We start from the raw sequence: 20,887 nt of genomic DNA on the forward strand, positions 1-20,887 counted from the left end.
GGTCAGCCCCGCGCGGCGGGGGCGGGCTCGTCGGTGCCGGGCCGGGGGGCGCCGATGCGCACCGGCCCGACCGCGGCGGGGTCCGGGGCGGCGTCGGGGTCGGGCACGACGACCAGGCGCCAGTCGCGGGAGGAACCGGACACCAGCTCCGCCGCGGTCCGGCCCCCGCGGGTGCGGACCTCGAACACGGCGGGCTCCCCGCCGCCGGGGGCGGGCACCGCGACGCGGCGCACGTCGCCCTCGGAGGGGGCGAACACCCGCAGCTCCACCCCGTCGTTCCAGGCGTACTCCGGCCCGTCGGCGTGCGCCCCGACGGGCACGACGGCCCCCGGGCGCACCAGCAGCGGCACCTCGTCGACGGCCACCCGCCGCCGCACCCAGCGCCCGCCGCGCACCCGCCGCCCGGTGGCGAACTCCGTCCACCACCCCTCGGGCAGGTAGTAGCTCACCTCCCCGTCGGCGGAGAACACCGGGGCCACGAGCAGGTCCGGGCCCAGCAGGTACTGCCGGTCGCACACCACGGCCGCGGGATCGTCGGGGAACTCCAGCACCATCGGGCGCATGATCGGCACGCCGGTGGTGGCGGCCTCCTCCGCCGCGGCGAGCAGGTACGGCACCAGGCGCATCTTCAGGCGGGTGAAGGTGCGCACGACGTCCACCGACTCCTCGTCGATCAGCCACGGCACCCGGTAGGAACCGGAACCGTGCAGGCGCGAGTGCGAGGACAGCAGGCCGAACGCGGCCCACCGCTTGAACACCTCCGGGTCCGGGGACCCCTCGAAACCGCCGATGTCGTGGCTCCAGTGCGCGAACCCGGACAGGGCCAGCGAGAGCCCGCCGCGCAGCGACTCCGCCATCGCCGGGAACGTGGACTCGCAGTCGCCGCCCCAGTGCACCGGGAACTGCTGACCGCCCGCGGTGGCGGCACGGGCGAACACCACGGCCTCGCCCTCCCCGCGGTGGCGGCGCAGCACCTCGAAGACGGCCGCGTTGTAGAGCTGGGCGTACTGGTTGTGCATGAACTCCGGGTCGGAGCCGTCGTGCCAGACGACGTCGGTGGGGATGCGCTCGCCGAAGTCCGTCTTGAACGCGTCGACGCCCGCGTCGAGCAGCGCCTGCAGCTTGGACTGGAACCAGGCGGTCGCGGCGGGGCTGGTGAAGTCCACCAGCGCCATGCCCGCCTGCCACATGTCCCACTGCCACACGCTGCCGTCGGCGCGGCGCACGAGGTGCCCCAGCCGCGCCCCCTCGTCGAAGAGGTGCGAGCGCTGGGCGACGTAGGGGTTGATCCACAGGCTGGTGCGCAGGCCCCGCTCGCGCAGCCGGGCGAGCATCCCCTCCGGGTCGGGGAAGGTGGCGGGGTCCCAGACGAAGTCGCACCAGTGGTAGGCGCGCATCCAGAAGCAGTCGAAGTGGAACACCGACAGCGGGATGTCCCGCTCGGCCATGCCCTGCACGAACGACGTGACGGTCGCCTCGTCGTAGTCGGTCGTGAACGACGTGGACAGCCACAGCCCCAGCGACCAGGCCGGCACCCGGGGGGCGCGGCCGGTGAGGGCCGTGTAGCGGCGCAGGACGTCCTTGGGGCTGGGCCCGTGGATGACGTAGTACGTCAGCCGCTGGCCCTCGACGGAGAACTGGTTGCGCGAGACCGCCTCGGACCCCATCTCGAACGACACCAGGCCGGGGTGGTCGACGAAGACGCCGTAGCCGGCGTCGGTGAGGTAGAACGGCACGTTCTTGTAGGCCTGCTCGCTGCTGGTGCCGCCGTCGGCGTTCCAGACGTCGACGGACTGGCCGTTCTTGACGAAGGCGCCGAACCGCTCCCCCAGGCCGAAGGAGTGCTCCCCGACGGCCTGCTCGAGCTGCTCGTGCACGAACGTGCGGCCCTGCGCGTCGGTGACGACGCCGACGCTGCGGTCGGCCGAACCCGTCAGGCGGCGCCCCCCGGCGAGGAAGTCCAGCGCCCAGGGCCCCTCCCGGCGAACCCGCGCCGTCAGCCCCCCGGAGGTGAGGCTGGCCCCGCGCTCGTCGACGACGGTGACGACGTCGACGGGTTCGCGCGTCAGGGCGAACCGCGGCCCGCGCTCCACGCCGCCGCGGAAGTGCTCGATCGTCACGCCGATGACGTCGGGCGCGGGGGAGGTGAGCGTGACGGTGATGAGCGCCTGGTTCAGGGTGTCGCCGCGGCCGTCGCCGGGCCGGGTCCGGGCGAACACGCGCAGCGCGTCGCCGAGGTCCTCCACGTCGTCGACGGCGCGCGGGCGCAGGGCCTGCAACCCCGGACGCAGCATCCAGTACCCGTCGGTGAACTTCACGTGCTCTCCTCCACGAGGACGGCGCCCGCACGGGGCGCGAGGACGGTTCGGCCGGCGAGCGTCTGCCCGCCGACGAGGTCGCGGCGGGCGGTGGCGCCCAGGTCGACGCTCACCGGCCCCCCGGTGTGGTTGAGGACGAACAGGGCCGGGCCGCGGCGCACGACCTCCACGCCGGCGGGGACACCGTCCAGCTCCCCCGCCAGGCCGGTCTCCGCCAGGCACCGGGCCAGGACGCCGTCCAGGGCGGCCGGCGGCAGCAGCGCCGAGCAGTACCAGGCGCGGCCGGCGCCGACGGCGTGGCGGGTGACGACCGGCACCCCGTCGAGGTCGCCGCCCGCGTGGGCGGCGAGCACCTCGGCGCCGTCGCTGCGCACGCGCTCGGCGTAGTCGGCGACGAGGAACTCCCCCAGCTCCCCCGTGCACGGGGAGGGTTCCACCAGGGGGTGGTGCTCCTCCCCGGAGGCGCCGAGCAGGTCGCGCAGCCGCACCGGGAACCGGCCGGGTTCGACGGCGCCGTCGCGGTCGACGAGGCCGGTGCCGGGACCGACCAGGAGCGTGCCGCCGGCGCGCACCCACTCCGCCAGCCGCCGGGCGGGGGCGGGTTCGAGCAGGTGCAGAGCCGGCACCACGACGAGCCGGTACGGCTCCAGGGGGTCGTCCGGGCCGATCACGTCGGTGGTGACGCCGCGGGCGAACAGCGGCTCGTAGTGGGCCAGCAGCTGCTCCTCGACGCGCAGGCGGTCGGTGGGGCGCGCCGGCCCCCGGGAGGCCCACCAGCTGCTCCAGTCGTGCACGAGGGCGGCGCGCGCCGGCACGGGGGTGCCGGCGACCGCGTCCAGCCGCCCCAGCAGGGCCCCGAGCTCGCGGACCTCCCGGTGCCGCGCGGTGTCGGGCCCGGCGTGGGGCAGCATCGCGGAGTGGAACTGCTCGCTGCCCGCGCGCGAGGCCCGCCACTGGAAGAAGCAGACCGCGTCCGCCCCGCGGGCCACGGCCTGCAGGGAGTCGGTCAGCAACCGCCCCGCGGGTTTCGGGGGGTTGTGCGGGCGCCAGTTCACCGCCCCGGTGGCCTGCTCCATGAGCAGCCACGGGGCCCCGCCGCCCAGGGACCGCACGAGGTCGTGGGTCAGGGCGGCGAACACGTGCGAGCGGGGGTCGGCGGGGTCGACGTAGTGGTCGTTGGCGACGACGTCGACCTCGGCCCCCACGGCGCGCCCGTCCACCACGGGCGAGAACCCCATGAGGTTCGTGGTGACCGGGGCGTCGGAGTGCTCGCGCAGGACGTCGCGCTCGGCGCGGTAGAGCTCCAGCAGCGTGTCGGAGCAGAACCGCTGGAAGTCCAGCAGGTGGGCGGGGTTGTGCAGGTACGGCGCGGTGCGCGGGGGGACGACCTCCTCCCACCGCCCGTAGCGCTGGCTCCAGAAGGCCGTGCCCCAGGCGGCGTTGAGACCGTCGAGGTCGCCGTGGCGGGCGGCCAGCCAGGACCGGAAGCGCACCGCGGTCCGCTCGCACCAGCAGGACTGCCCCAGCTCGTTGCCCACGTGCCACAGCTGCACCGCCGGGTGCCGGCCGTAGCGGCGGGCGAGGTCGCCGGTGATGCTCAGGGCGGCGTCGCGGTACTCCTGCGCGGAGGGGCAGAACTGGTTGCGCGAGCCCCAGTGCAGGACGGTGCCGGAGGCGTCCACGGGCAGGGTCGCCGGGTGCAGGCGCCCCAGCCACGGCGGGGGCGAGGCCGTGGGGGTGGCGAGGTCCACGCCGATGCCGTGGTCGTGGAGGAGGTCCAGGACGGTGTCGAGCCAGCCGAAGTCCCGCTCCCCCGGCCGGGGTTCCAGCGTCGCCCAGCTGAACACCCCGACGGTGACGAGGTCGACCCCGGCGCGGCGCATGAGGTCGACGTCCTCGCGCCACGTCGCCTCGTCCCACTGCTCGGGGTTGTAGTCCCCGCCGAAGCGCAGGGTCGGCGGGCGGCGCACCGCGTGGTCGGTCACGAGTCTCCTCTGGCTGCGCCCCCCGGGGGGCGTGGACGGGTGGGTCGGGCACCCGGGGGCCCGGTGCGCGGGGGGGGCGGCCTCAGCCCTTGACGGCGCCGATCATCACGCCGGAGCTGAAGTGCTTCTGCACGAACGGGTACACCAGGAGCACCGGGACGATGGCGATGACCACGACGGCCATCTGCACGGCCAGGCTCGCGACCTGCCCCGAGCCGACGTCGAGGGCGCCGGGGACGTCCACGCCCTGCAGCACGAAGGAGCGCAGGACCACCTGCAGCGGCTGCTTGGTGGAGTCGTTGATGTACAGCGTCGCCTGGAAGAACGCGTTCCAGTAGCCGACGGCGTAGAACAGCGCGATGACCGCGGTGACGGCCTTCGACATCGGCAGCACGATCCGGGTGAGGATGCGCCAGTCCCCGGCCCCGTCGATGCGCGCGGAGTCGATGAGCGAGGCGTCGATGCCGGTGAAGAACCCGCGCAGCAGCAGGACGTTGAACGCCGACACCGCCGTGGGCAGGATCAGCGACCAGTAGCTGTCGATGAGCCCGAGGTTGCTGACCAGCAGGTAGGTCGGGATCATCCCGGCGCCGAAGAACATGGTGATGAGCAGGGTGAACAGGATCGTGCGGTGCCCGTAGGACCCCGGGCGGGAGAGCCCGTAGGCGCCCAGCACGGACACGACCATGCTCACCGCGGTGCCCACCGTCGTGATGCCGACGCTGACCAGGACGGCGCGGGTGACGACCCCGCCGCTGAGGACCTGGCGGTAGGCGTCCAGCGTGATCTCGCCGGGCACCAGGACCAGCCCGCCCGCCCTCGTGATGGTGTCCTGGGTGGAGAGGCTGGTCAGCAGCACGGTGTACAGCGGCACCAGCACGGCGGCGCAGATGAGCACCAGGGCCAGGCCCTTGAGGCCCTGGCCGACGGCGGTGGGTTCCTCGTCCCACGGCGGGCGGGTGGAGGTGCGCGCGCGCAGCCTCTCCTCGGGGATCGGTGCGGCCCCGTTGACGTCCTCGGTGACGCTCATCGCTTCGAGTACACCCCCTGCTCGCCGAACACGTGCGCGACCTTGTTGGCGGCCAGGACCAGGAACAGGCTGACGACGCCCTTGACCAGACCCGCGGCCGCCGCGTAGCTCCAGTCGCCGTTGCGGACCCCGCGGTAGTAGACGAACGTGTCCAGGACCTCCGCCACGCCCTGCCCGACGGCGTCGCGCTGCAGGATGAGCTGCTCGAAGCCGACGGTGAGGGAGTCCCCCAGGCGCAGGATGAGCAGCAGCACGATGACGGGTTTCAGCGCCGGCAGGGTGATGTGCCAGATGCGCCGCCACCGGTTCGCGCCGTCCATCGCCGCGGCCTCGTAGAGGGCGGGGTCCACCGCGGCCAGGGCCGCGAGGAACACGATGATCCCCCAGCCGGCGTCCTTCCAGACGGCCTGGGAGGTGATGAGGAACAGGAACGTGTCGGGGTTGGTGACGATGTCGACGCCGGAGAACCCCGCGGCCTCCAGGACGCGGTTGAGCAGCCCCGCCCCGCCGAGGACCTGCTGGAAGATCGAGACGACCAGCACCCAGGAGAAGAAGTGCGGCAGGTACACGATCGACTGCACGGTGACCCGGACCCGGCTGCTGAGCACGCTGTTGAGCAGCAGGGCCAGCGCGATGGGCACGGGGAAGAAGAACACCAGCTGGAAGGCGGTGATCGTCAGCGTGTTGCGCACCGCGGACCAGAACGAGGGGTCGGCGAACACGCGCTCGAAGTTCGCCCAGCCCACGAACGGGCTGGCGCGGACGCCGGTGAACGGGGAGTAGTCCTGCCAGGCGACGACGTTGCCCGCCATCGGCACGTAGGCGAAGACCAGCAGCAGGCCCACCATGGGCAGGCACATGAGCAGCAGCGAGCGGTCCCGGCGCAACCGCGTCAGGTGCCCGAGCCGGTTGCGGGGCGGACGGGCGGGCGGGTGCGGCGGCACCGCACCCACCTGCTCCTCCCCCGTCCGCTCCACGCGGGTGGACGCCACGGTCAGCTCGCCTCGTCGCCGGTGAGGAACTTCTCCCGGTAGGCGCGCAGCTCGTCGCCGCCGGAGTTGCGCCACTCCTTCACCGCGGCGTCGAGGGCGGAGACGTCCTGGCGGCCGCGGATGATGTCCTTGGCGAGGTCGTCGAAGGGCTTGCCCAGCGAGCTGTACTGGCTGGGGTCCTGGATCTGCTGGCCGTAGAAGACCGGTTCGGTGACGTGCGGGGCCTGGCGCGCCATCCAGTCGCAGAAGTCGCGCACGTACTGCGGGAACTGCACCTTGGCGTTGACGATGGGCGGGCTGACGAGGAACCCGTAGGTCGAGGTGACCTCGGTGGTGCCGCGGTCGTTGAGGGCCGGGGCCCCGGCGGCGTCGCGCTCGAAGGTGGTGCCCTCGGTGCCGTAGTTGACGAGCTGGAACTCCTCGGACCCGAACGGGGCGGCGATGAAGTTCGCCAGCGCGAGCATCTCGTCGATGGCCGCGGCGTCGTCGGTCTTCTTGATGAAGCTGAAGATGCTGACCGGCTGGCTCTTGTAGAGGGTCGGCGCGCCGCCGTCGGGGGCGAACCAGTCCATCGGCTGCTGGTCGTAGGCGGGGTTGGAGGGCAGGACGCGGGCCAGCGCCTCGGCCCAGCCGCCGAGGCCGTCGGCGGAGATGAGGGTCTGGCCGGACTCGAAGCGGTCCTTGGCCTGCTGGGTGTTGCCGGCGACGGCGTCGGGGTGCACGGCCCCGGAGGCGAAGAGCTCGCGCATGAACTCGATGGCCTCGCGGTAGTTCTCGTTCTCGAAGCGGCTGAGGAGCTTGCCGTCGCGCACCGTCCAGTCCGTGCAGCCGAAGAGCAGCTGCGCGCCGTCCCAGATGTCCTCGCAGCCCCAGCGGCGGGCGGCGGGGTCGGTGGCGTCCTTGGCGACCTGCAGCAGTTCGTCGGCGCTGGTGGGGGCGGCGAGGCCGAGCTGGCCGAAGAGGTCGCGGCGGTAGAACAGGGCGTTGCCGACGAGCTCGCTGGGGTAGGGCAGGCCGTAGAGGCGGCCGTTGAAGACGCAGTACTTCCAGGCGTCGGTGGGCAGGTTCGCCAGGTTGGGGTACTTCAGCACCTTGTCGCCGGCGAGGTGGTCGGTGAGGTCGGCGAACAGCGCGGTGACGCCCTGCTCGAAGCGCGGGGGGACGTTCCAGGTGGGGATGACGACCCAGTCCGGGACGTTCTTGGGCGAGGCCAGCACGGCCTGCAGCTTGTCGGCGTAGGTGTTGCCGTCGCTGACCTGGAACTCGACGGTGGCGCCGAGGGCCGCGTTGACGGCCTGGAAGTAGGAGTTCTTGTCGATCCCGGGCGGGGTGGTCCACCAGGCGGGGCTCATCGCGGTGTAGGTCCCGCCGGAACCGGGGACCTCCGGCACGGACTTCACGAGGGTGGTGGGCACGGTGGTGTAGCCGGGGGTGGAGCCGTCGACGCCGGGGATGTCCGGTTCGGCGAGGGTCAGCGGCCGGTAGGCGGGCAGCACCGCGGCCAGGTCGGCCTCGGAGAGCGGGCCGTCCTGCGGGGCGGCGGCCTGCTCCTGCGAGGTGCACGCCCCGAGCGCGCCGGGCACGGCGACCAGGGCGGCGCCGGCGGCGACCGAGCCGAGCACCGAGCGCCGGGCGGGACCGCGGTGCCCGGGGAGGGACGGGGTCGTGGGTCGGGTGGTCTGCTCCATCGTGTCCACACTCCTTCATGTCGGACGTCGATCGACGCGACGGCGGTGCCGCATCATCGCGCCAGGCGTCGTTGCCGGTCGAAGCGATTCGATGACCCACCGTAGGTGAGCGTCGCGCCGATGACAAGAACCCGGCCCGGATTCGTCAGATGACCGGCTCCTGGGGCCTTGGCGCGGCCTCCACCCACCCGCTAGCGTTCAAGCGCTTCGACATGGAGGGACCGACGATGACCCTGCCGTTCCGCGACCCCGCGGTGCCGCTGCGCGAGCGCGTGGACGACCTGCTCGCCCGCCTCGACCCCGGCGAGCGCCTCGCGATGCTGCACCAGCACGCCCCCGCCGTGCCCCGCCTCGGCCTGGCCGCCTTCCGCACCGGCACCGAGGCCGCCCACGGCGTCGCCTGGCTGGGTCCGGCGACGGTGTTCCCCCAGCCGGTCGGGCTGGCCGCGACGTGGGACCCGGACCTGCTGCGGCGGGTGGGCCGCGCCGTCGGCCGGGAGGTGCGCGCCCGCAAGCTCACCGACCCCGACGTGAGCCTCAACGCCTGGTCGCCGGTGGTGAACCCGCTGCGCCACCCCCTGTGGGGACGCAACGAGGAGGGTTTCAGCGAGGACCCCCACCTGACCGCTGAACTCGCCACCGCCTACTGCGCCGGGCTGCGCGGGGACCACCCGCGGGTCTGGCAGACCGTCCCGACCCTCAAGCACTTCCTCGCCTACGGCGCCGAGTCCTGGCGCGCGACCGCCTCCGCGCAGCTGCGCGAACGGGTCCTGCACGAGCACGAGCTGCCCGCGTTCCGCGGCCCGCTGGCCGCGGGTGTCGCCGGGGCGGTGATGCTCTCCTACAACCTCGTCAACGGCGTCCCCGCCCACGTCAGCCCGCTGGTGCGCGAGCACCTGCGCACCTGGGTGGAGCACCCCGACGACCTCGCCGTCGTCACCGACGCGGGCGCGCCCGGCAACCTGGTGCGGGCCGAGCGCTGGGCCCCCGACCTCGCCGCCGCCGACGCCGCCGCGGTGCGCGCGGGCGTGGACTCCTTCACCGACGACGGCGACGACCCCGGCCCGACCCTGCGGGCGCTGACCTCGGCCCTGGAAGCCGGTCGCCTGGAGCGGGCCGACGTCGACGCCGCCGTGCGCCGGCTGCTGACCCTGCGGCTGCGGACCGGGGAGTTCGACGACCCGGTGCCCGGCGAGGTCCCCGCCCACGCCGACGTGCGCGTGGAGGACATCGGCCGCCCCGAGCACGTCGCCCTGGCCCGCGAGGCCGCCGCCGCGGGCGTGGTGGTGCTGCAGGACCGCGACGGCACCGGCGGGCGGCGGCTGCCGCTGCCGGCCACCGGGACCGTCGCCGTGGTCGGTCCGCTGGCCGACCTCGTCCTCACCGACTGGTACAGCGGCACCCCCACCGCGGCCACCGGCCTGGCCACCGCGCTGCGCGAGCGCTCCGGCGGGCCGGAGGTCGTGGTCGCCGACGGCAGCGACCGCGTCAGCCTGCGCCACACCGCCTCCGGCCGCTCCGTGGCGGTGGCCGCCGACGGCGCCCTGCTCGCCGACGCGGACACCGCCGGCGAGGACGCCCGCTTCGACGTCACCGAGTGGGCCGACGGCGTGGTCACGCTGCGTCACGCCGCGAGCGGGCGGCTGGTGACCCGCGGCGGGGCGGGGCTGAGCGCCACCGCCGAGCGGGTCGGGGGCTGGGTGGTGCAGGAGACCTTCCGCCTGCACGTCGAGGGCGGCACCTGCGCCCTGCTGCACCTGGGCACCGGCCGCTGGGTGGTCGTGGACCCCACCACGGGGGCGCTGACCCCCGAGGCCGCCGACCGCGCCGCCGCCGCCCGGTTCGTGCTGCGCACCCACCGCAGCGGCACCGCCGCGGCCGTCGAGGCCGCCGCGCGCGCCGACCACGTCGTCGTGGTCGTGGGCAACGACCCCCACGTCGACGGCCGCGAGACCGAGGACCGCTCCGGGCTGGCCCTGCCGCACGCGAGCGCGGAGCTGGTGCGCGCGGTGCACGAGGTGGCTGCCGACTGCGTGCTCGTCCTGGTCTCCTCCTACCCCTACGCGCTGGGCGGCCTGCTCGACGGGATCGGGACGGTGCTGTGGTCCAGCCACGGCGGGCAGGAGCTCGGCCACGGCCTGGCCGACGTGCTGCTGGGGGCCGCGGAGCCCTCCGGGCGGCTGCCGCAGACGTGGTTCCGCGACGACGCCGCCCTGCCGGACCTGCTCGACCTCGACGTCCTCTCCACCGGCACCGGGTACGGGTGGGCGGCGAGCGGGGTGCTCTTCCCCCTCGGCCACGGCCTCGGCCACGGCCCCGTGGCCTACCGGGACGCCCGCTCCTCCCCCGCCGCGGACGGGACGGTGCAGGTCGCGGTGGAGCTGATCAACGACGGCGCGCGCGACGTGGCCGAGCTGGTCCAGGTCTACGCCACCGCACCCGGTCTGGCGGTGCCGTTCCCGCGGCGGCGCCTCGTCGCCCACCGGCGGGTGCGGGTGCCCGCGGGCTCGTCGGTCACCGCGACGGTGCCGGTCGCGGTGGAGCGCCTGGCGGTGCGCGACGTGGCGCGCGGGGAGACCCGGGTGCTGCCCGGCACCTACCACCTGCTCGTGGGCTCCTCCGCCGAGGACGTGCGGGCCGAGCTGGCCCTGACGGTGCCCGGGGAGGCGCCCGCGGCGCGGGAGCTGCGGCACGCCACCGCGTTCGACGCCCACGAGGGCGCCGAGCTGGTGCCCCGCGAGGGCACCGGGACCACGGTGGTGCGCGCGGGGATCCCCGGCTGGGGCGCCCGGCTGGAGTTCACCGGCTGCGCGGTGGCCGGGGCGGGGGCGCTGCGCGCGCAGGCCCGGGCCGCCCGGGCCGGCGGCGAGCTGGTGGTGCAGGTGCGCGGGGTCTCCGGGGCATGGCTGCCGGCCGGGCGCGCGGCGCTGGTCCCGGGGGACTGGGCCCCGGTCGAGGTCGCCCTGGACCTGCCCCCGGGCACGGCCGGGCGCGCCGACCTGCGCCTGGTCCTGCCCGCGGGGACGCTGCTGGACGGGCTGGAGCTGGTGCGCGGCCGGCCCGCCTGAGACGACCGGCCCGGCGCGTCCCGAACTCGTCGGGCCGGCGGTGAACGCGGGCGGTCCGGGGCGCGTAAGCACCCCCGAACCCGGCACCGGCCGGGCCCCGGACCCCAGGAGGAACCCCGTGCGCACCCGCAACGCGATCGTCGCCGCCGCCGCAGCAGCCGTCGTCCTCGTCCCCACCGCCAGCGCGACCGCCACCGACGGCGGCCGCGGCCACGGCCGGGCGGAGTCCCCCCGCGCCGTCGGCCTCGTCGACGGCACCCGCCTCGTCACGTTCGCCACCGACCGCCCGGGGAAGGTCAAGCACGCGGGCGAGCTGAAGGGCCTGCAGGGCGACACCCGGCTCGTCGGCATCGACGCCCGCGTGCAGGACAAGCAGGTCTACGGCGTCGGCGACCGGGGCGGGGTCTACGTCCTGGACGTCCACCGGGCCACCGCCACCCGCGTGCTGCAGCTGAGCGTGCCGCTGGAGGGCACCGCCTTCGGCGTGGACTTCAACCCCGCGGCCAACGCGCTGCGCGTGGTCAGCGACACCGGCCAGAACCTGCGCCAGCCGTTCGCGACCCCCGGCGCGGCCACCGTCGCCGACACCCCGCTGACCAGCCCGCCCACCGCCGGCACCACCACCGGGGTCACGGCCGCGGCTTACACGAACAACGACCTCGACGAGGCCACGGCCACGACGCTGTTCGTGCTGAACACCACCACCGACCAGGTCGCCGTGCAGTCCCCGGCCAACGCGGGCACCCTGGCCGCCACCGGCAAGCTCGGCGCCGACCTCACCGGCGACGTCGGCTTCGACATCGCCGGCACCACCGGCTACGCCGTCGTGCCGGGCACCGGGAAGGACGCCGGCCGCTCCACCGTCCACGAGGTGTCGCTGCTGACGGGGAAGGCGACGCTGCGCGGGCACCTCGACGCGGCCGTCACCGACCTGGCGCTGAAGCTCTCCTGATCTCCGGGCGGTCCGGGGGCCGGAGGGGGCTGCCGGACCGCCGCGGGCGGGACGGGGACGGGGACGGGAGCGGGCGGAGGACGATGGGACTGCGGCACCGACGGGGTGGCCGGACGGGGCACCCGCACGCGGGCCCGGACGGCCCGGGCGGCCTGCCCGGCGAGCGGCCCGACGGCCTGCGCGAGGAGGCCGACGTGGCGCGCGCCTACGCCGCGCACGGGGCGGAGCTGCACCGGTTCGCGCTGCGCGGGCTGGGGGACGCCGCCGCCGCGCAGGACGTCGTGCAGGAGACCTTCCTGCGGGCGTGGCGCGCCGCGGACCGCTACGACCCGAGCCTGGCGAGCCTGCGGGTGTGGCTGTTCGCCATCGCCCGCAACACCCTGGTGGACCACGTGCGTGCGGCCGGGGTCCGGCCCTGGCAGGGTGCGCTCGTGGCGGACGTCGCGGACGCGGTCGGGAACGGGGCGGGACAGCCCTCCGACGACCCCGGGGAGCAGCTGCTGCGGGGGTGGGTCGTGGAGGAGGCGCTGCGCCGGCTCTCCGAGGAGCACCGCACCGCGATCGTGGAGACCTACCTCAAGGACCGCCCGCCGGGCGAGGTCGCCGCGGAGCTGGGCGTGCCGGTGGGGACCGTGCGCAGCCGGGTGTTCTACGGGCTGAAGGCGCTGCGGGTGGCGATGGACGAGATGGGGGTGGAACCGTGAGCGGGACCGGTGAGCACCGCGAGCTGCGCGAGCAGCTGGGGTTCCTCGCCCTCGGCTTGCTGCCCGAGGCCGAGGAGCCGCGGGTGCGCGCCCACCTCGACGGCTGCCCGGCCTGCCGGGCGGAACTGGCCGAGCTGACCCCGCTGGCCGCGGACCTGCGCCTGGTCGACCCCGCCCGGCTGCCCGGCCCGGCCGCGCCCCCGCGCGCCCTGGGCGAGCAGGTGCTGGCCGCGGTCCGCGAGGAGTCGGTGCTGCGCACCCACCGCGAGCGCCGGCAGGTGCGGCGCTCGCGGTCCCGGGCGGTCCTCGTGCCCGTCGCCGCGGCCGTGCTGGCGGCGGGCGTGGCGACCGGCACGACCTGGCAGCTCACCCGCCCCGACGCCGCCCCGGCGCCGGCCGTCGCCGTCGAGCGGCTGCCGCTGACCGTGGTCGACGCGGGGGTCGACGCGGGGGTCCGGGCGCAGGGGCCCGCCGTCGTCGTCCCGCACACCTGGGGCGTGGAGGTCACGTTCGCCGCCGCCGGCTTCGCCGACGGGCGCACCTACCGCGCGCGGGTGCGCACCGCCGACGGCGCCAGCCGGCCGGCCGGGGAGTTCCTCGGCGTCGGCGCGCGCGAGCTCACCTGCGACATGCAGGCCGCGGTGCTGCGCGCCGACGCCACCGCGTTCGAGGTCGTCGACGAGGCGGGGGCGACCGTCCTGGTCCTCCCCCTGCCGAGGGCCTGACCCTCCACGACCGGAAGGCCGCGGAGGGTCAGCGGGTCACTTGCGCCCGGTGCGCCACTGCATGCCCCAGCCGTACGCCTCGTCGAGGGCCTGCTGGCCGCCCTGGACGTAGCGCACCTCGCGCTGCACGGAGATCTCGCGGCCGTCGGAGACGATCTGGGCGATCGCGCACATGGGCGAGCGGTCGTCGTGCTCGTCGAGGCGGACCTCGATCTCGGGACCGCTGACGGGGTGCAGGGTCACGACCCCGTCGGCGGCGGCCCAGTTGGGGACGCCCTCGTAGATGAAGGCGAAGACGAGGATCCGCCTGATCTTCGCGGCGTCGCGCAGGTCGACGAAGAGGTTCTCCCCGCCGCCGCCGGTGCGGTCGTCGCCGTCGAGCCAGACGACGGGCTCGCCCGGACCGCGGTCGCGGAAGGCGTTGCCCAGGGCCTGCACGACGCCCTTGGACCCGTCGGACAGCTCGTAGAGCGCGCCGAGGTCGAGGTCGATCCCGCCCTGGGGGACGGCGGCGGCCTTGAGCTTGGCGAAGAACCCGCCCCCGGAGGCCGGGGCCGTCCCCGCCGGGCGCGCGTTCCAGGCCAGGTGCACCCGCAGGGTGCCGCCGGTCGCGCCGGACTTGGACAGCGAGACCTTCGGCGAGGCCTTGGTCAGCGTCACCTTCGACAGGGACACCCCGCCGCCGCCCGCCGGCTTCGCGGGCTCGGGGCTGTCCGCCTTCTTCGAGTAGTCGATGGCCACGGGACCCACGCCTTTCGTTCGAGGAGCTTCCACACCGCGAACGCACGAGGGCGCGGGAAGGTGCCGTCAGCTCCAGGGGCCGGCCAGCAGCGCCCCGGTCAGCGGCGCGGACGGGTCCGCCCCCAGGTCCAGCCCCGAGGCCGGTGCCCCGGCCCGCACCAGCAGGTCCCCCACCGCGGCGATCATCGCGCCGTTGTCGGTGCACAACCGGATCGGCGGCACCCGCAGCTCCAGACCCGCTGCGGCGCAGCGCTGCTCGGCCAGGGCCCGGACGCGGGTGTTGGCCGCGACCCCGCCGACGAGCAGCAGCGCGTCGACGCCGTGCTCCCGGCAGGCGGCGACGGCCTTGCGGGTCAGGACGTCGGCGACGGCCTCCTGGAAGCTGGCCGCGACGTCGGCCACCGGCACCTCCCCGCCGGCGTCCTGGCGCGCCTCGACCCAGCGCGCCACCGCCGTCTTCACCCCGGAGAAGGAGAACCCGTAGGCGGGGTCCTGCGCGCGCGAGAGCGCCCGCGGGAAGGCGATCGCGCGCGGGTCGCCGTCGCGGGCGGCCCGGTCGATGGACGGCCCGCCGGGGTAGCCGAGCCCGAGGACGCGCGCGACCTTGTCGAAGGCCTCCCCCGCGGCGTCGTCGATGGTGTCGCCCAGGTGCACGATCGGGTCGCGGGCCAGGTCCCCCAGCAGCAGCAGCGACGTGTGCCCGCCGGAGACGACGAGCGCGACGCACCTGCGCGGCAGCGGCCCGTGCTCGAGGACGTCGACGGCGGCGTGCCCGGCCAGGTGGTGCACGCCGTAGAGGGGCTTGCCGAGGGCGAAGGCGAGCGCCTTGGCGCTGGCCAGCCCGACCTGCACGGCCGTGGACAGCCCCGGCCCGGCGGTCACCGCGACGGCGTCGACGTCCGCGAGGTCGAGCCCCGCCTTCCCCAGCGCCTCGTGCATCACCGGGACGATGGCCTCCAGGTGCGCGCGGGCGGCGACCTCGGGCACGACCCCGCCGAAGCGGGCGTGGGCGTCCATGCTGGAGGCCAGCGCGTCGCCGAGCAGGACCCCCTCGGAGACGAGCCCGACGCCGGTCTCGTCGCAGCTGGACTCGACGCCGAGGACGATCACGCCGACCCCGCCGGGGCGCTCAGGCCGGCCGCGGCGAGGATCTCCGCGCGCTGCTCGGCGGGGAGGCGGTCGACGTAGACGACGCCGTCGAGGTGGTCGCTCTCGTGCTGCAGGCAGCGGGCCAGCAGCCCCGTCCCGACGATCTTCACGGGGTTGCCGTGGACGTCCTTCCCGGTGACGGTGGCCTTGTCGGGGCGGGCGAGGTCGGCGTACTCCCCGGGCACCGACAGGCAGCCCTCGCCGTCGAGGTCGAGGCGCCGCCGGCGCCCGGTGGGCAGCTCCAGGACGGGGTTCACGACGTGGGCGACGACGTTCTCCCCGGTCCGCTCGGTGTCGTCGTCAGGGCAGTCGACGACGAAGACGCGGGCGTCGACGCCGATCTGGTTGGCGGCCAGCCCCACCCCGTCGGCGGCGTCCATCGAGGCGAACATGTCCGCGACGAGCTGCACGAGGTCCTCGTCGAAGGACGTCACCGGGGTCGTGGGGCGGTGCAGGACGGGGGTGAAGTACCGGGTGATCGGGTGCACCACCCCGGTGCGGCCCTCGAAGACGACGGGCTCGCGCTCGACCGGACCGCTCTCGACCTGCTCCTCGCTCACGGGAGGAGATCGTAGGTCAGTCCTGGGCGTGGAACCGGACCGCGAGGAGGGCGACGTCGTCGCCGCCGGCGTCGCCGAGCTCGGCCAGCAGGGCGTCCAGCCCGGCGCCGGGGTCGGGACCGGCCAGCGCGCGCGCCGCCACCCGCAGCCGCTCGGTGCCGGCGTCGAGGTCGTCGTCGCGGCGCTCCACCAGACCGTCGGTGTAGAGCAGCAGGGTCGAGCCGGCGGGCACCTCGACGACGTGGTCGCTGCGCTCGGTGACCCCCACCCCCACCAGCAGGTCCGGGGCGGCGTCGAGGACGCGGGCGCCGCCGTCGGCCGCGACCAGCACCGGCGGGGGGTGCCCGGCGTTGGCCCAGCGCAGGGTGCGGACCCCGCGGGCGCGGTCGGCGGGGCTCTGCTCGACGCGGGCGACGAGGCAGCTGGCCAGGATCGTGTCCCCGCGCAGGGAGTCCACGACCGACTCCAGCCGCCGCAGCAGCTCGGCGGGCGGGTCGTCGCGGTCGACGGCCAGCGCCCGCAGCGCGATCCGCAGCTGCCCCATCTCGGCGGCGGCGGTGACGTCGTGGCCGCTGACGTCGCCGATGACCAGCAGCGTCGTCCCGTCCGGGAGCACGAGCGCGTCGTACCAGTCGCCGCCGACCTGGTCCTCGGCGTGGGCGGTGACGTAGCGGGCGGCCAGCTCCAGGTGGTCCGGCTGGGGCAGGTCGGTCGTCAGCATCGAGGACTGCAGCGTGCGGGCCGTCGCGGTGCGCTCGCGCAGCAGCAGGGCCCGCTGCAGGGCCTGGGTGGTGTAGGAGGCCAGCGCGACGAGCATCGCGCGCTGGTTCTCCGACAGCTCGAGGTCCTCGTGCCAGACCATGGTGAGCAGGCCCACGGGGACGCCGGCGGCGACGAGGGGGACGGTGGCGAGGTAGCGGACGTCGGCCACCTCCCACCGGTGCATCAGCTCCGGGAAGCCCGTGCGCAGCCCGGCGGCGTCGTCGAAGCGCGGGCTGCCCTGACGCAGGGCGAGGGTGCCCGGCCCGGGGCCGTCGAGGGGGAGGTCCTGCCACTCCTGCTCGGCGCCGGCGGCGAGCTCACCGGTGAAGGGGGTCCGCAGCAGCCCGCGCTCGTGGTCGACGACGGACAGGGCGGAGTAGGCGGCGCCGAACCCCTCGTGGGCGGTCTCGACGACGACCCGGGCCACGTCGGCGACCGTGCGGGTCGCGGTGAGCGCCTCCGACATCCGCAGCAGCCGGCTGGTGTGCTCCAGGGAGCGGCTGAGCGAGCGGGTCAGCGCGTCGCGCTCGACCTCGACGGCGTGCTCGGCGGTGACGTCGCGGAAGGAGCACAGCACGTGGTCGTCGACGCGCTGGGCGCGGACGGCGATCCAGCGGTCGGTGCCCGGGACGGGCCCGGTCCAGGTGACCAGGCCGGGTTCGGTGCGGGTGCGGCGCAGCTGGTCGTGGAAGTCGCTGCCGACGGCGGCGGGGAAGACGTCGGAGAGCAGCCGGCCGACGAGGTCGCCGGGGACGGCGCCGTGCAGGGCGGCGCCGGAGGGGTTGACGTGGACGACGCGCCAGTCGTGGGCGTCGAGCACCACGATCCCCTCGGAGACCTCTTGCCACGCGCGCAGGAGCAGCGGGTCCACCGCTCCCGCGGACGACATGGCCCAAGCGTAGGGACGATCACGGTCCTCGGCAGGCGATCCCCGGGTTTGCCCGCGGCCTCAGGCGGGGGTCGCGCTGACGGAGAACTCGATCGTGCCGGTGTCCTCGACGGAGACGAAGCCGAGGTCGGGGGCCTCGACGCCGTGGTCGGACCAGGTCACCGGCAGCGACCCGGTGACGGTGACGGCGTCCTCGCCGGTGCGCTGGACCGTCGCGGGGAAGGTCACCTCGCGGGTCGTCCCCCGCAGGGCGAGGGTGCCGGTGAGGGTGACGGGGATGGTCGCGCCGACGTCGAGGCCGCCCAGGGGCACGGGCCGGGTGAGGACGAGGTCGGCGGTGGGGAAGCGCTCGACGTCCACGACGCGGCTGCGGAACTGGCCGTCGCGCTGGCTGGAGTCGGTGCTCACGCTGGCCAGGTCCACGGAGACGGTGGCCGCGGTGAGCTGCCCCCCGGCGACGACGAAGTCCCCGGTGACCTGGTCGGTGCGCCCGGTGACGGTGATCCGCTGGCCGTTGAGGACCTCGTCGACGCGGTAGCCGGCCGTCCCGCCCGGCGCGACGGTCCAGGTGCCGTCCAGGGCGGGGTCGGTGGCGGCGGCGGTGGGGGTGGCCGAGGCGCTGGGCACCGCGGCGGCGAGGGGGGCGGCGGTCTTGCGCGACTCGACCGCGGCGTAGATGCGGGGCCCCACGACCGCGCCGAGGACGAGCAGGGCGAGGAGCACCGCCAGGGCGGTCCACCGCCGGCGCCGGCGCCGGCCGCGTTCGGCGGTGGGGCGTTCGGCGGTGGGGGTGCTGCTCATGGCGGGTCACCTTCGGGGGTCGGGGACGGCGGGCCCTGCTGCCGGGACCACGGTGCGCGCGCGGTCCCGGTTCACCCCGCGGGGCCACCGGCTCCCGGGCCCGGACCTACGACACGGCGTCGTTGCCGTCCGTCGCGCGGCGGCCACGCTGCGGTCCGCACCACGCTCCGGGAGGGCCTACCCTCGTCGGGTGCCTTTTGAGCGACTCCGCTTGATGAGCGACTACTTCGCCCCCACCCCGGTGTGGGCTCCGGCGGACCTGGGCGGTTTCGTCCTGAGCACCGAGCACCTGGACGACCTGGGCCTGGACGAGACGCTGCGCACGGGTCTGCTGCAGTGGCAGGCCTTCTTCGACGAGCACCACCCCGTCGACCTCTGCGGCTGGGACTCCCCGCTGTCCTGCACGCGCTACGCCGGTGAGGGCTTCCGGCTGCAGGCCGCGCTGGCCCGGGCCCTGCCCGGGATCCGCTTCGACCTGGACCTGTGGCCGGTGCGCGGCGTCGACACCGAGGTCCTCGCCCTCTAGCCCCTCCCCCCGGGCCCGCCGGGGGCCAGGCCCTACCCGGCCGGGGTCGGCGCGGGCGCGGCGGGCGCCGGGACGGCCGGCGGGGCCGGGGCGGCGGGCGTGGGCTCCGGCGCGGGCCGCACCGTCGCGGGGTCCGGCCCGCAGACGATCCGGTTCTCGGGGTTGTAGACCGTCGTCCACGTCTCGCGCTGCGGCGCCCCGCCCCCGACGGGGGTCATGACCCGGGTGACGTCGACGGTGAAGCCGGTGCTGGTGGCCGAGCTCGGCGAGCACCCCCTCGACGTGTCGTAGATCGTGCGGGCGGGCTTGACGTTGCGGCGGGCGGACTTCTGCGCCGTGACGTCCATGAACCTCGTCCCGTACATCGACACGACGAGCTGGTCGCCGACGATCCCGGCCTGGACGTACACCCCGTGCCCGGAGTCGTTGCGGAAGCGGTTGTCGATGCTGCGCCAGTCGATCGTGGCCTCGCGCCCCTCGGGGTAGCGGGAGATGTAGAACGAGTGCGGCTTGTGCTCGATCTCGTCGAGGCCGGCGAAGAAGACCGCGTTGAACAGGGTCGTCGAGAGCTGGGAGACCCCGCCGCCGTAGTCGTCGACGAGGCGCCCGCCGGAGATGACGGGGGCGCGGTGGAAGCCCCGCTCGGGGGTGCGCTCGCCGACGGTGTCGTTGAGGGAGAACTCCTGCCCCGGCTGCAGGATCGTCCCGTCCACGTGCCCGGCGGCGATCCGGATGTTGTCGGTGCGGTCGGCGTTGGCGGTGAGCTTCGTCGAGAACGTGGAGATCCGCTCGACGATGCCCAGCGACTGCAGCGCCTCGGTGGTGAGGGCGGGCTGGGACTCGGTGAGCTCCACCTCGGCCCGGCGGGTCGGGGTGGTGCCGGTGAGCGCCGTCGTCACGGCGCGCGCGAGGTCCTCCGGGGGGGCGGCGCGGCCGGTGACGGCGGGGACCACCCGGGGCACCTCGCCGTCGATCGCGATGCGGGCGTCCTGCGGCGGGGTCTCGAACTGCGGGTCGGCCGCGACGAGGGCGGCCTGCAGCCTCGCGCCGTCGGCGACGAGGGCGGCCTCGCCGTCCACGGGGCGCACGGCCAGCGCCGGGGCGAAGGCCGCGGGGGCGAGGGTCACGTCGCGGCCCCCGCCGGCGACGACGAGGTCGGCGGCGACGGCGGGCCGGGCGAGGGCGTCGACGGCCGCGTCGAGGCCCTCGGCGTCCAGCGAGGGCCGCTCCACGGCGGCTTCCAGGCGCACCGGCCCGGGCTCCAGCCAGGCGCCGGCGACGCGGCCGGCGGCGGCGGTGACGTCGAGGGAACGGCCCTCCTGGGGGGCGGCGACGGCGGGTTCGACGCTGCCGTCGGGGCGGACGTCGAAGGTGACCGCCCCCTCGACGGGGGCGACGGCGACGGAGTCGGCCAGCGGCTGGAGGGCGGCCCGCAGCGCGCCGGTGTCGACGTCGACGTCGGGCGCGACCTCCCCGGCGCCGGCGACGTGCTCCCACAGCGCGGCCGGGGTCCAGGCGGGGGCGGTGACCGCCGCGGCGGTGCCGGCGGGGTCGACGGAGAGGCCCGCCTGCGCGGGGACGACCTCCCCCGTGGCGGAGGCGCCGGCCCCGGTGACCTGGAGGGCCACCGGCCGGGTCCCGCGCTCGCCGGCGGCGGCGCCGACGGCCCGCTCGACCTCGCCGCGGTCCATCCCGCCGACGTCGACGCCGAGCACGGTCGTCCCGCGCGGGGCGTGCCCGCCGAGGGCCAGGGCCGCGGCGGTGTACCCGCCCGCGACGACGACGACGGCGCCGGCGAGGACCCAGGTGCGCGGTCGCCGCGCCCAGGACCGCGGCGACGGCCGGGTCCCCCCGCGGCCCGTCTCCTGCTGCGCCGGCTGGTCGGTGTTCGGCAACTCCCTCGTCCCCCGCTCGAGTCCCCCGTGGGCGGATCACGTTCCGCGTCCGCGCGCCCACCCTAGGAGTTCCCGGGGGGCCGGACGTGCGGTTCGGGGTTC

At 75.7% G+C, this 20,887-nt stretch carries 16 protein-coding genes; 5 read left to right on the forward strand and 11 right to left on the reverse strand.

Annotated features, from left to right (window positions below):
- Positions 1-2: 2 nt before the first annotated feature.
- The 5 genes from yicI to KRAD_RS09100 form a co-directional block, all read right to left on the reverse strand.
- Positions 3-2,318 (reverse strand): alpha-xylosidase, encoded by a 2,316-nt coding sequence (gene yicI / locus KRAD_RS09080; RefSeq protein ID WP_083782011.1) that lies wholly within the window; start codon positions 2,316-2,318, stop codon positions 3-5.
- The gene (locus tag KRAD_RS09085; RefSeq protein WP_012085269.1) at positions 2,315-4,303 is read right to left on the reverse strand and encodes a beta-galactosidase; all 1,989 of its coding nucleotides are present in this window, start codon (positions 4,301-4,303) and stop codon (positions 2,315-2,317) included. Before KRAD_RS09085 ends, yicI begins: the two co-directional genes overlap by 4 nt.
- A gap of 82 nt (positions 4,304-4,385) precedes the next feature.
- Positions 4,386-5,333, reverse strand: coding sequence for a carbohydrate ABC transporter permease (locus tag KRAD_RS09090; RefSeq protein WP_012085271.1), 948 nt, complete (start codon positions 5,331-5,333; stop codon positions 4,386-4,388).
- Positions 5,330-6,325 carry an ABC transporter permease gene (locus KRAD_RS09095; RefSeq protein WP_012085272.1) on the reverse strand — a complete coding sequence of 332 codons (996 nt, stop codon included), beginning with the start codon at positions 6,323-6,325 and terminating at the stop codon, positions 5,330-5,332. Before KRAD_RS09095 ends, KRAD_RS09090 begins: the two co-directional genes overlap by 4 nt.
- A gap of 2 nt (positions 6,326-6,327) precedes the next feature.
- Complete coding sequence (locus tag KRAD_RS09100; protein WP_012085273.1) at positions 6,328-8,013, reverse strand: extracellular solute-binding protein; 1,686 nt, start codon at positions 8,011-8,013, stop codon at positions 6,328-6,330.
- 149 nt (positions 8,014-8,162) lie between these two features.
- Here KRAD_RS09100 and KRAD_RS09105 point away from each other — a divergent pair, with 149 nt between their 5' ends.
- The 4 genes from KRAD_RS09105 (at position 8,163) to KRAD_RS09120 (ending at position 13,462) form a co-directional block, all read left to right on the forward strand.
- Positions 8,163-11,081, forward strand: a complete 2,919-nt coding sequence (locus KRAD_RS09105; protein WP_012085274.1) for a beta-glucosidase family protein — start codon at positions 8,163-8,165, stop codon at positions 11,079-11,081.
- A gap of 118 nt (positions 11,082-11,199) precedes the next feature.
- Complete coding sequence (locus KRAD_RS09110; RefSeq protein WP_012085275.1) at positions 11,200-12,033, forward strand: DUF4394 domain-containing protein; 834 nt, start codon at positions 11,200-11,202, stop codon at positions 12,031-12,033.
- Positions 12,034-12,116: 83 nt separating this feature from the next.
- Positions 12,117-12,737 carry a sigma-70 family RNA polymerase sigma factor gene (locus KRAD_RS09115; RefSeq protein WP_012085276.1) on the forward strand — a complete coding sequence of 207 codons (621 nt, stop codon included), beginning with the start codon at positions 12,117-12,119 and terminating at the stop codon, positions 12,735-12,737.
- A complete protein-coding gene (locus KRAD_RS09120; protein WP_012085277.1) occupies positions 12,734-13,462 on the forward strand; it encodes an anti-sigma factor family protein in 729 nt (242 codons plus the stop codon). The genes KRAD_RS09115 and KRAD_RS09120 overlap by 4 nt, the downstream gene beginning before the upstream one ends.
- 36 nt (positions 13,463-13,498) lie before the next feature.
- Here the strand turns inward: KRAD_RS09120 and KRAD_RS09125 are convergent, their stop codons facing one another.
- The 5 genes from KRAD_RS09125 to KRAD_RS09145 form a co-directional block, all read right to left on the reverse strand.
- Entirely contained in the window at positions 13,499-14,203 is a 705-nt protein-coding gene (locus KRAD_RS09125) for a TerD family protein (RefSeq protein ID WP_041292940.1), read from the reverse strand.
- Between the two features lie 66 nt (positions 14,204-14,269).
- Positions 14,270-15,313 (reverse strand): tRNA (adenosine(37)-N6)-threonylcarbamoyltransferase complex transferase subunit TsaD, encoded by a 1,044-nt coding sequence (gene tsaD, locus KRAD_RS09130; protein ID WP_012085279.1) that lies wholly within the window; start codon positions 15,311-15,313, stop codon positions 14,270-14,272.
- Complete coding sequence (gene def, locus KRAD_RS09135) at positions 15,310-15,912, reverse strand: peptide deformylase (protein WP_012085280.1); 603 nt, start codon at positions 15,910-15,912, stop codon at positions 15,310-15,312. The genes tsaD and def overlap by 4 nt, the downstream gene beginning before the upstream one ends.
- Positions 15,913-15,928: 16 nt before the next feature.
- Positions 15,929-17,563, reverse strand: coding sequence for a SpoIIE family protein phosphatase (locus KRAD_RS24155; protein ID WP_012085281.1), 1,635 nt, complete (start codon positions 17,561-17,563; stop codon positions 15,929-15,931).
- Between the two features lie 60 nt (positions 17,564-17,623).
- Positions 17,624-18,364, reverse strand: a complete 741-nt coding sequence (locus KRAD_RS09145) for a YceI family protein (protein WP_012085282.1) — start codon at positions 18,362-18,364, stop codon at positions 17,624-17,626.
- Between the two features lie 214 nt (positions 18,365-18,578).
- On the opposite strand from KRAD_RS09145, the gene KRAD_RS09150 reads away from it, so the two are divergent.
- Positions 18,579-18,890: a hypothetical protein gene (locus KRAD_RS09150; RefSeq protein WP_041291989.1), complete on the forward strand. Its 312-nt coding sequence runs from the start codon at positions 18,579-18,581 to the stop codon at positions 18,888-18,890.
- A gap of 32 nt (positions 18,891-18,922) precedes the next feature.
- On the opposite strand, the gene KRAD_RS09155 is transcribed toward KRAD_RS09150, so the two are convergent.
- Positions 18,923-20,785 (reverse strand): VanW family protein, encoded by a 1,863-nt coding sequence (locus tag KRAD_RS09155; protein WP_012085284.1) that lies wholly within the window; start codon positions 20,783-20,785, stop codon positions 18,923-18,925.
- Positions 20,786-20,887: the final 102 nt, after the last annotated feature.

Source organism: Kineococcus radiotolerans SRS30216 = ATCC BAA-149, assembly GCF_000017305.1.
GTDB classification, from domain to species: domain Bacteria; phylum Actinomycetota; class Actinomycetes; order Actinomycetales; family Kineococcaceae; genus Kineococcus; species Kineococcus radiotolerans.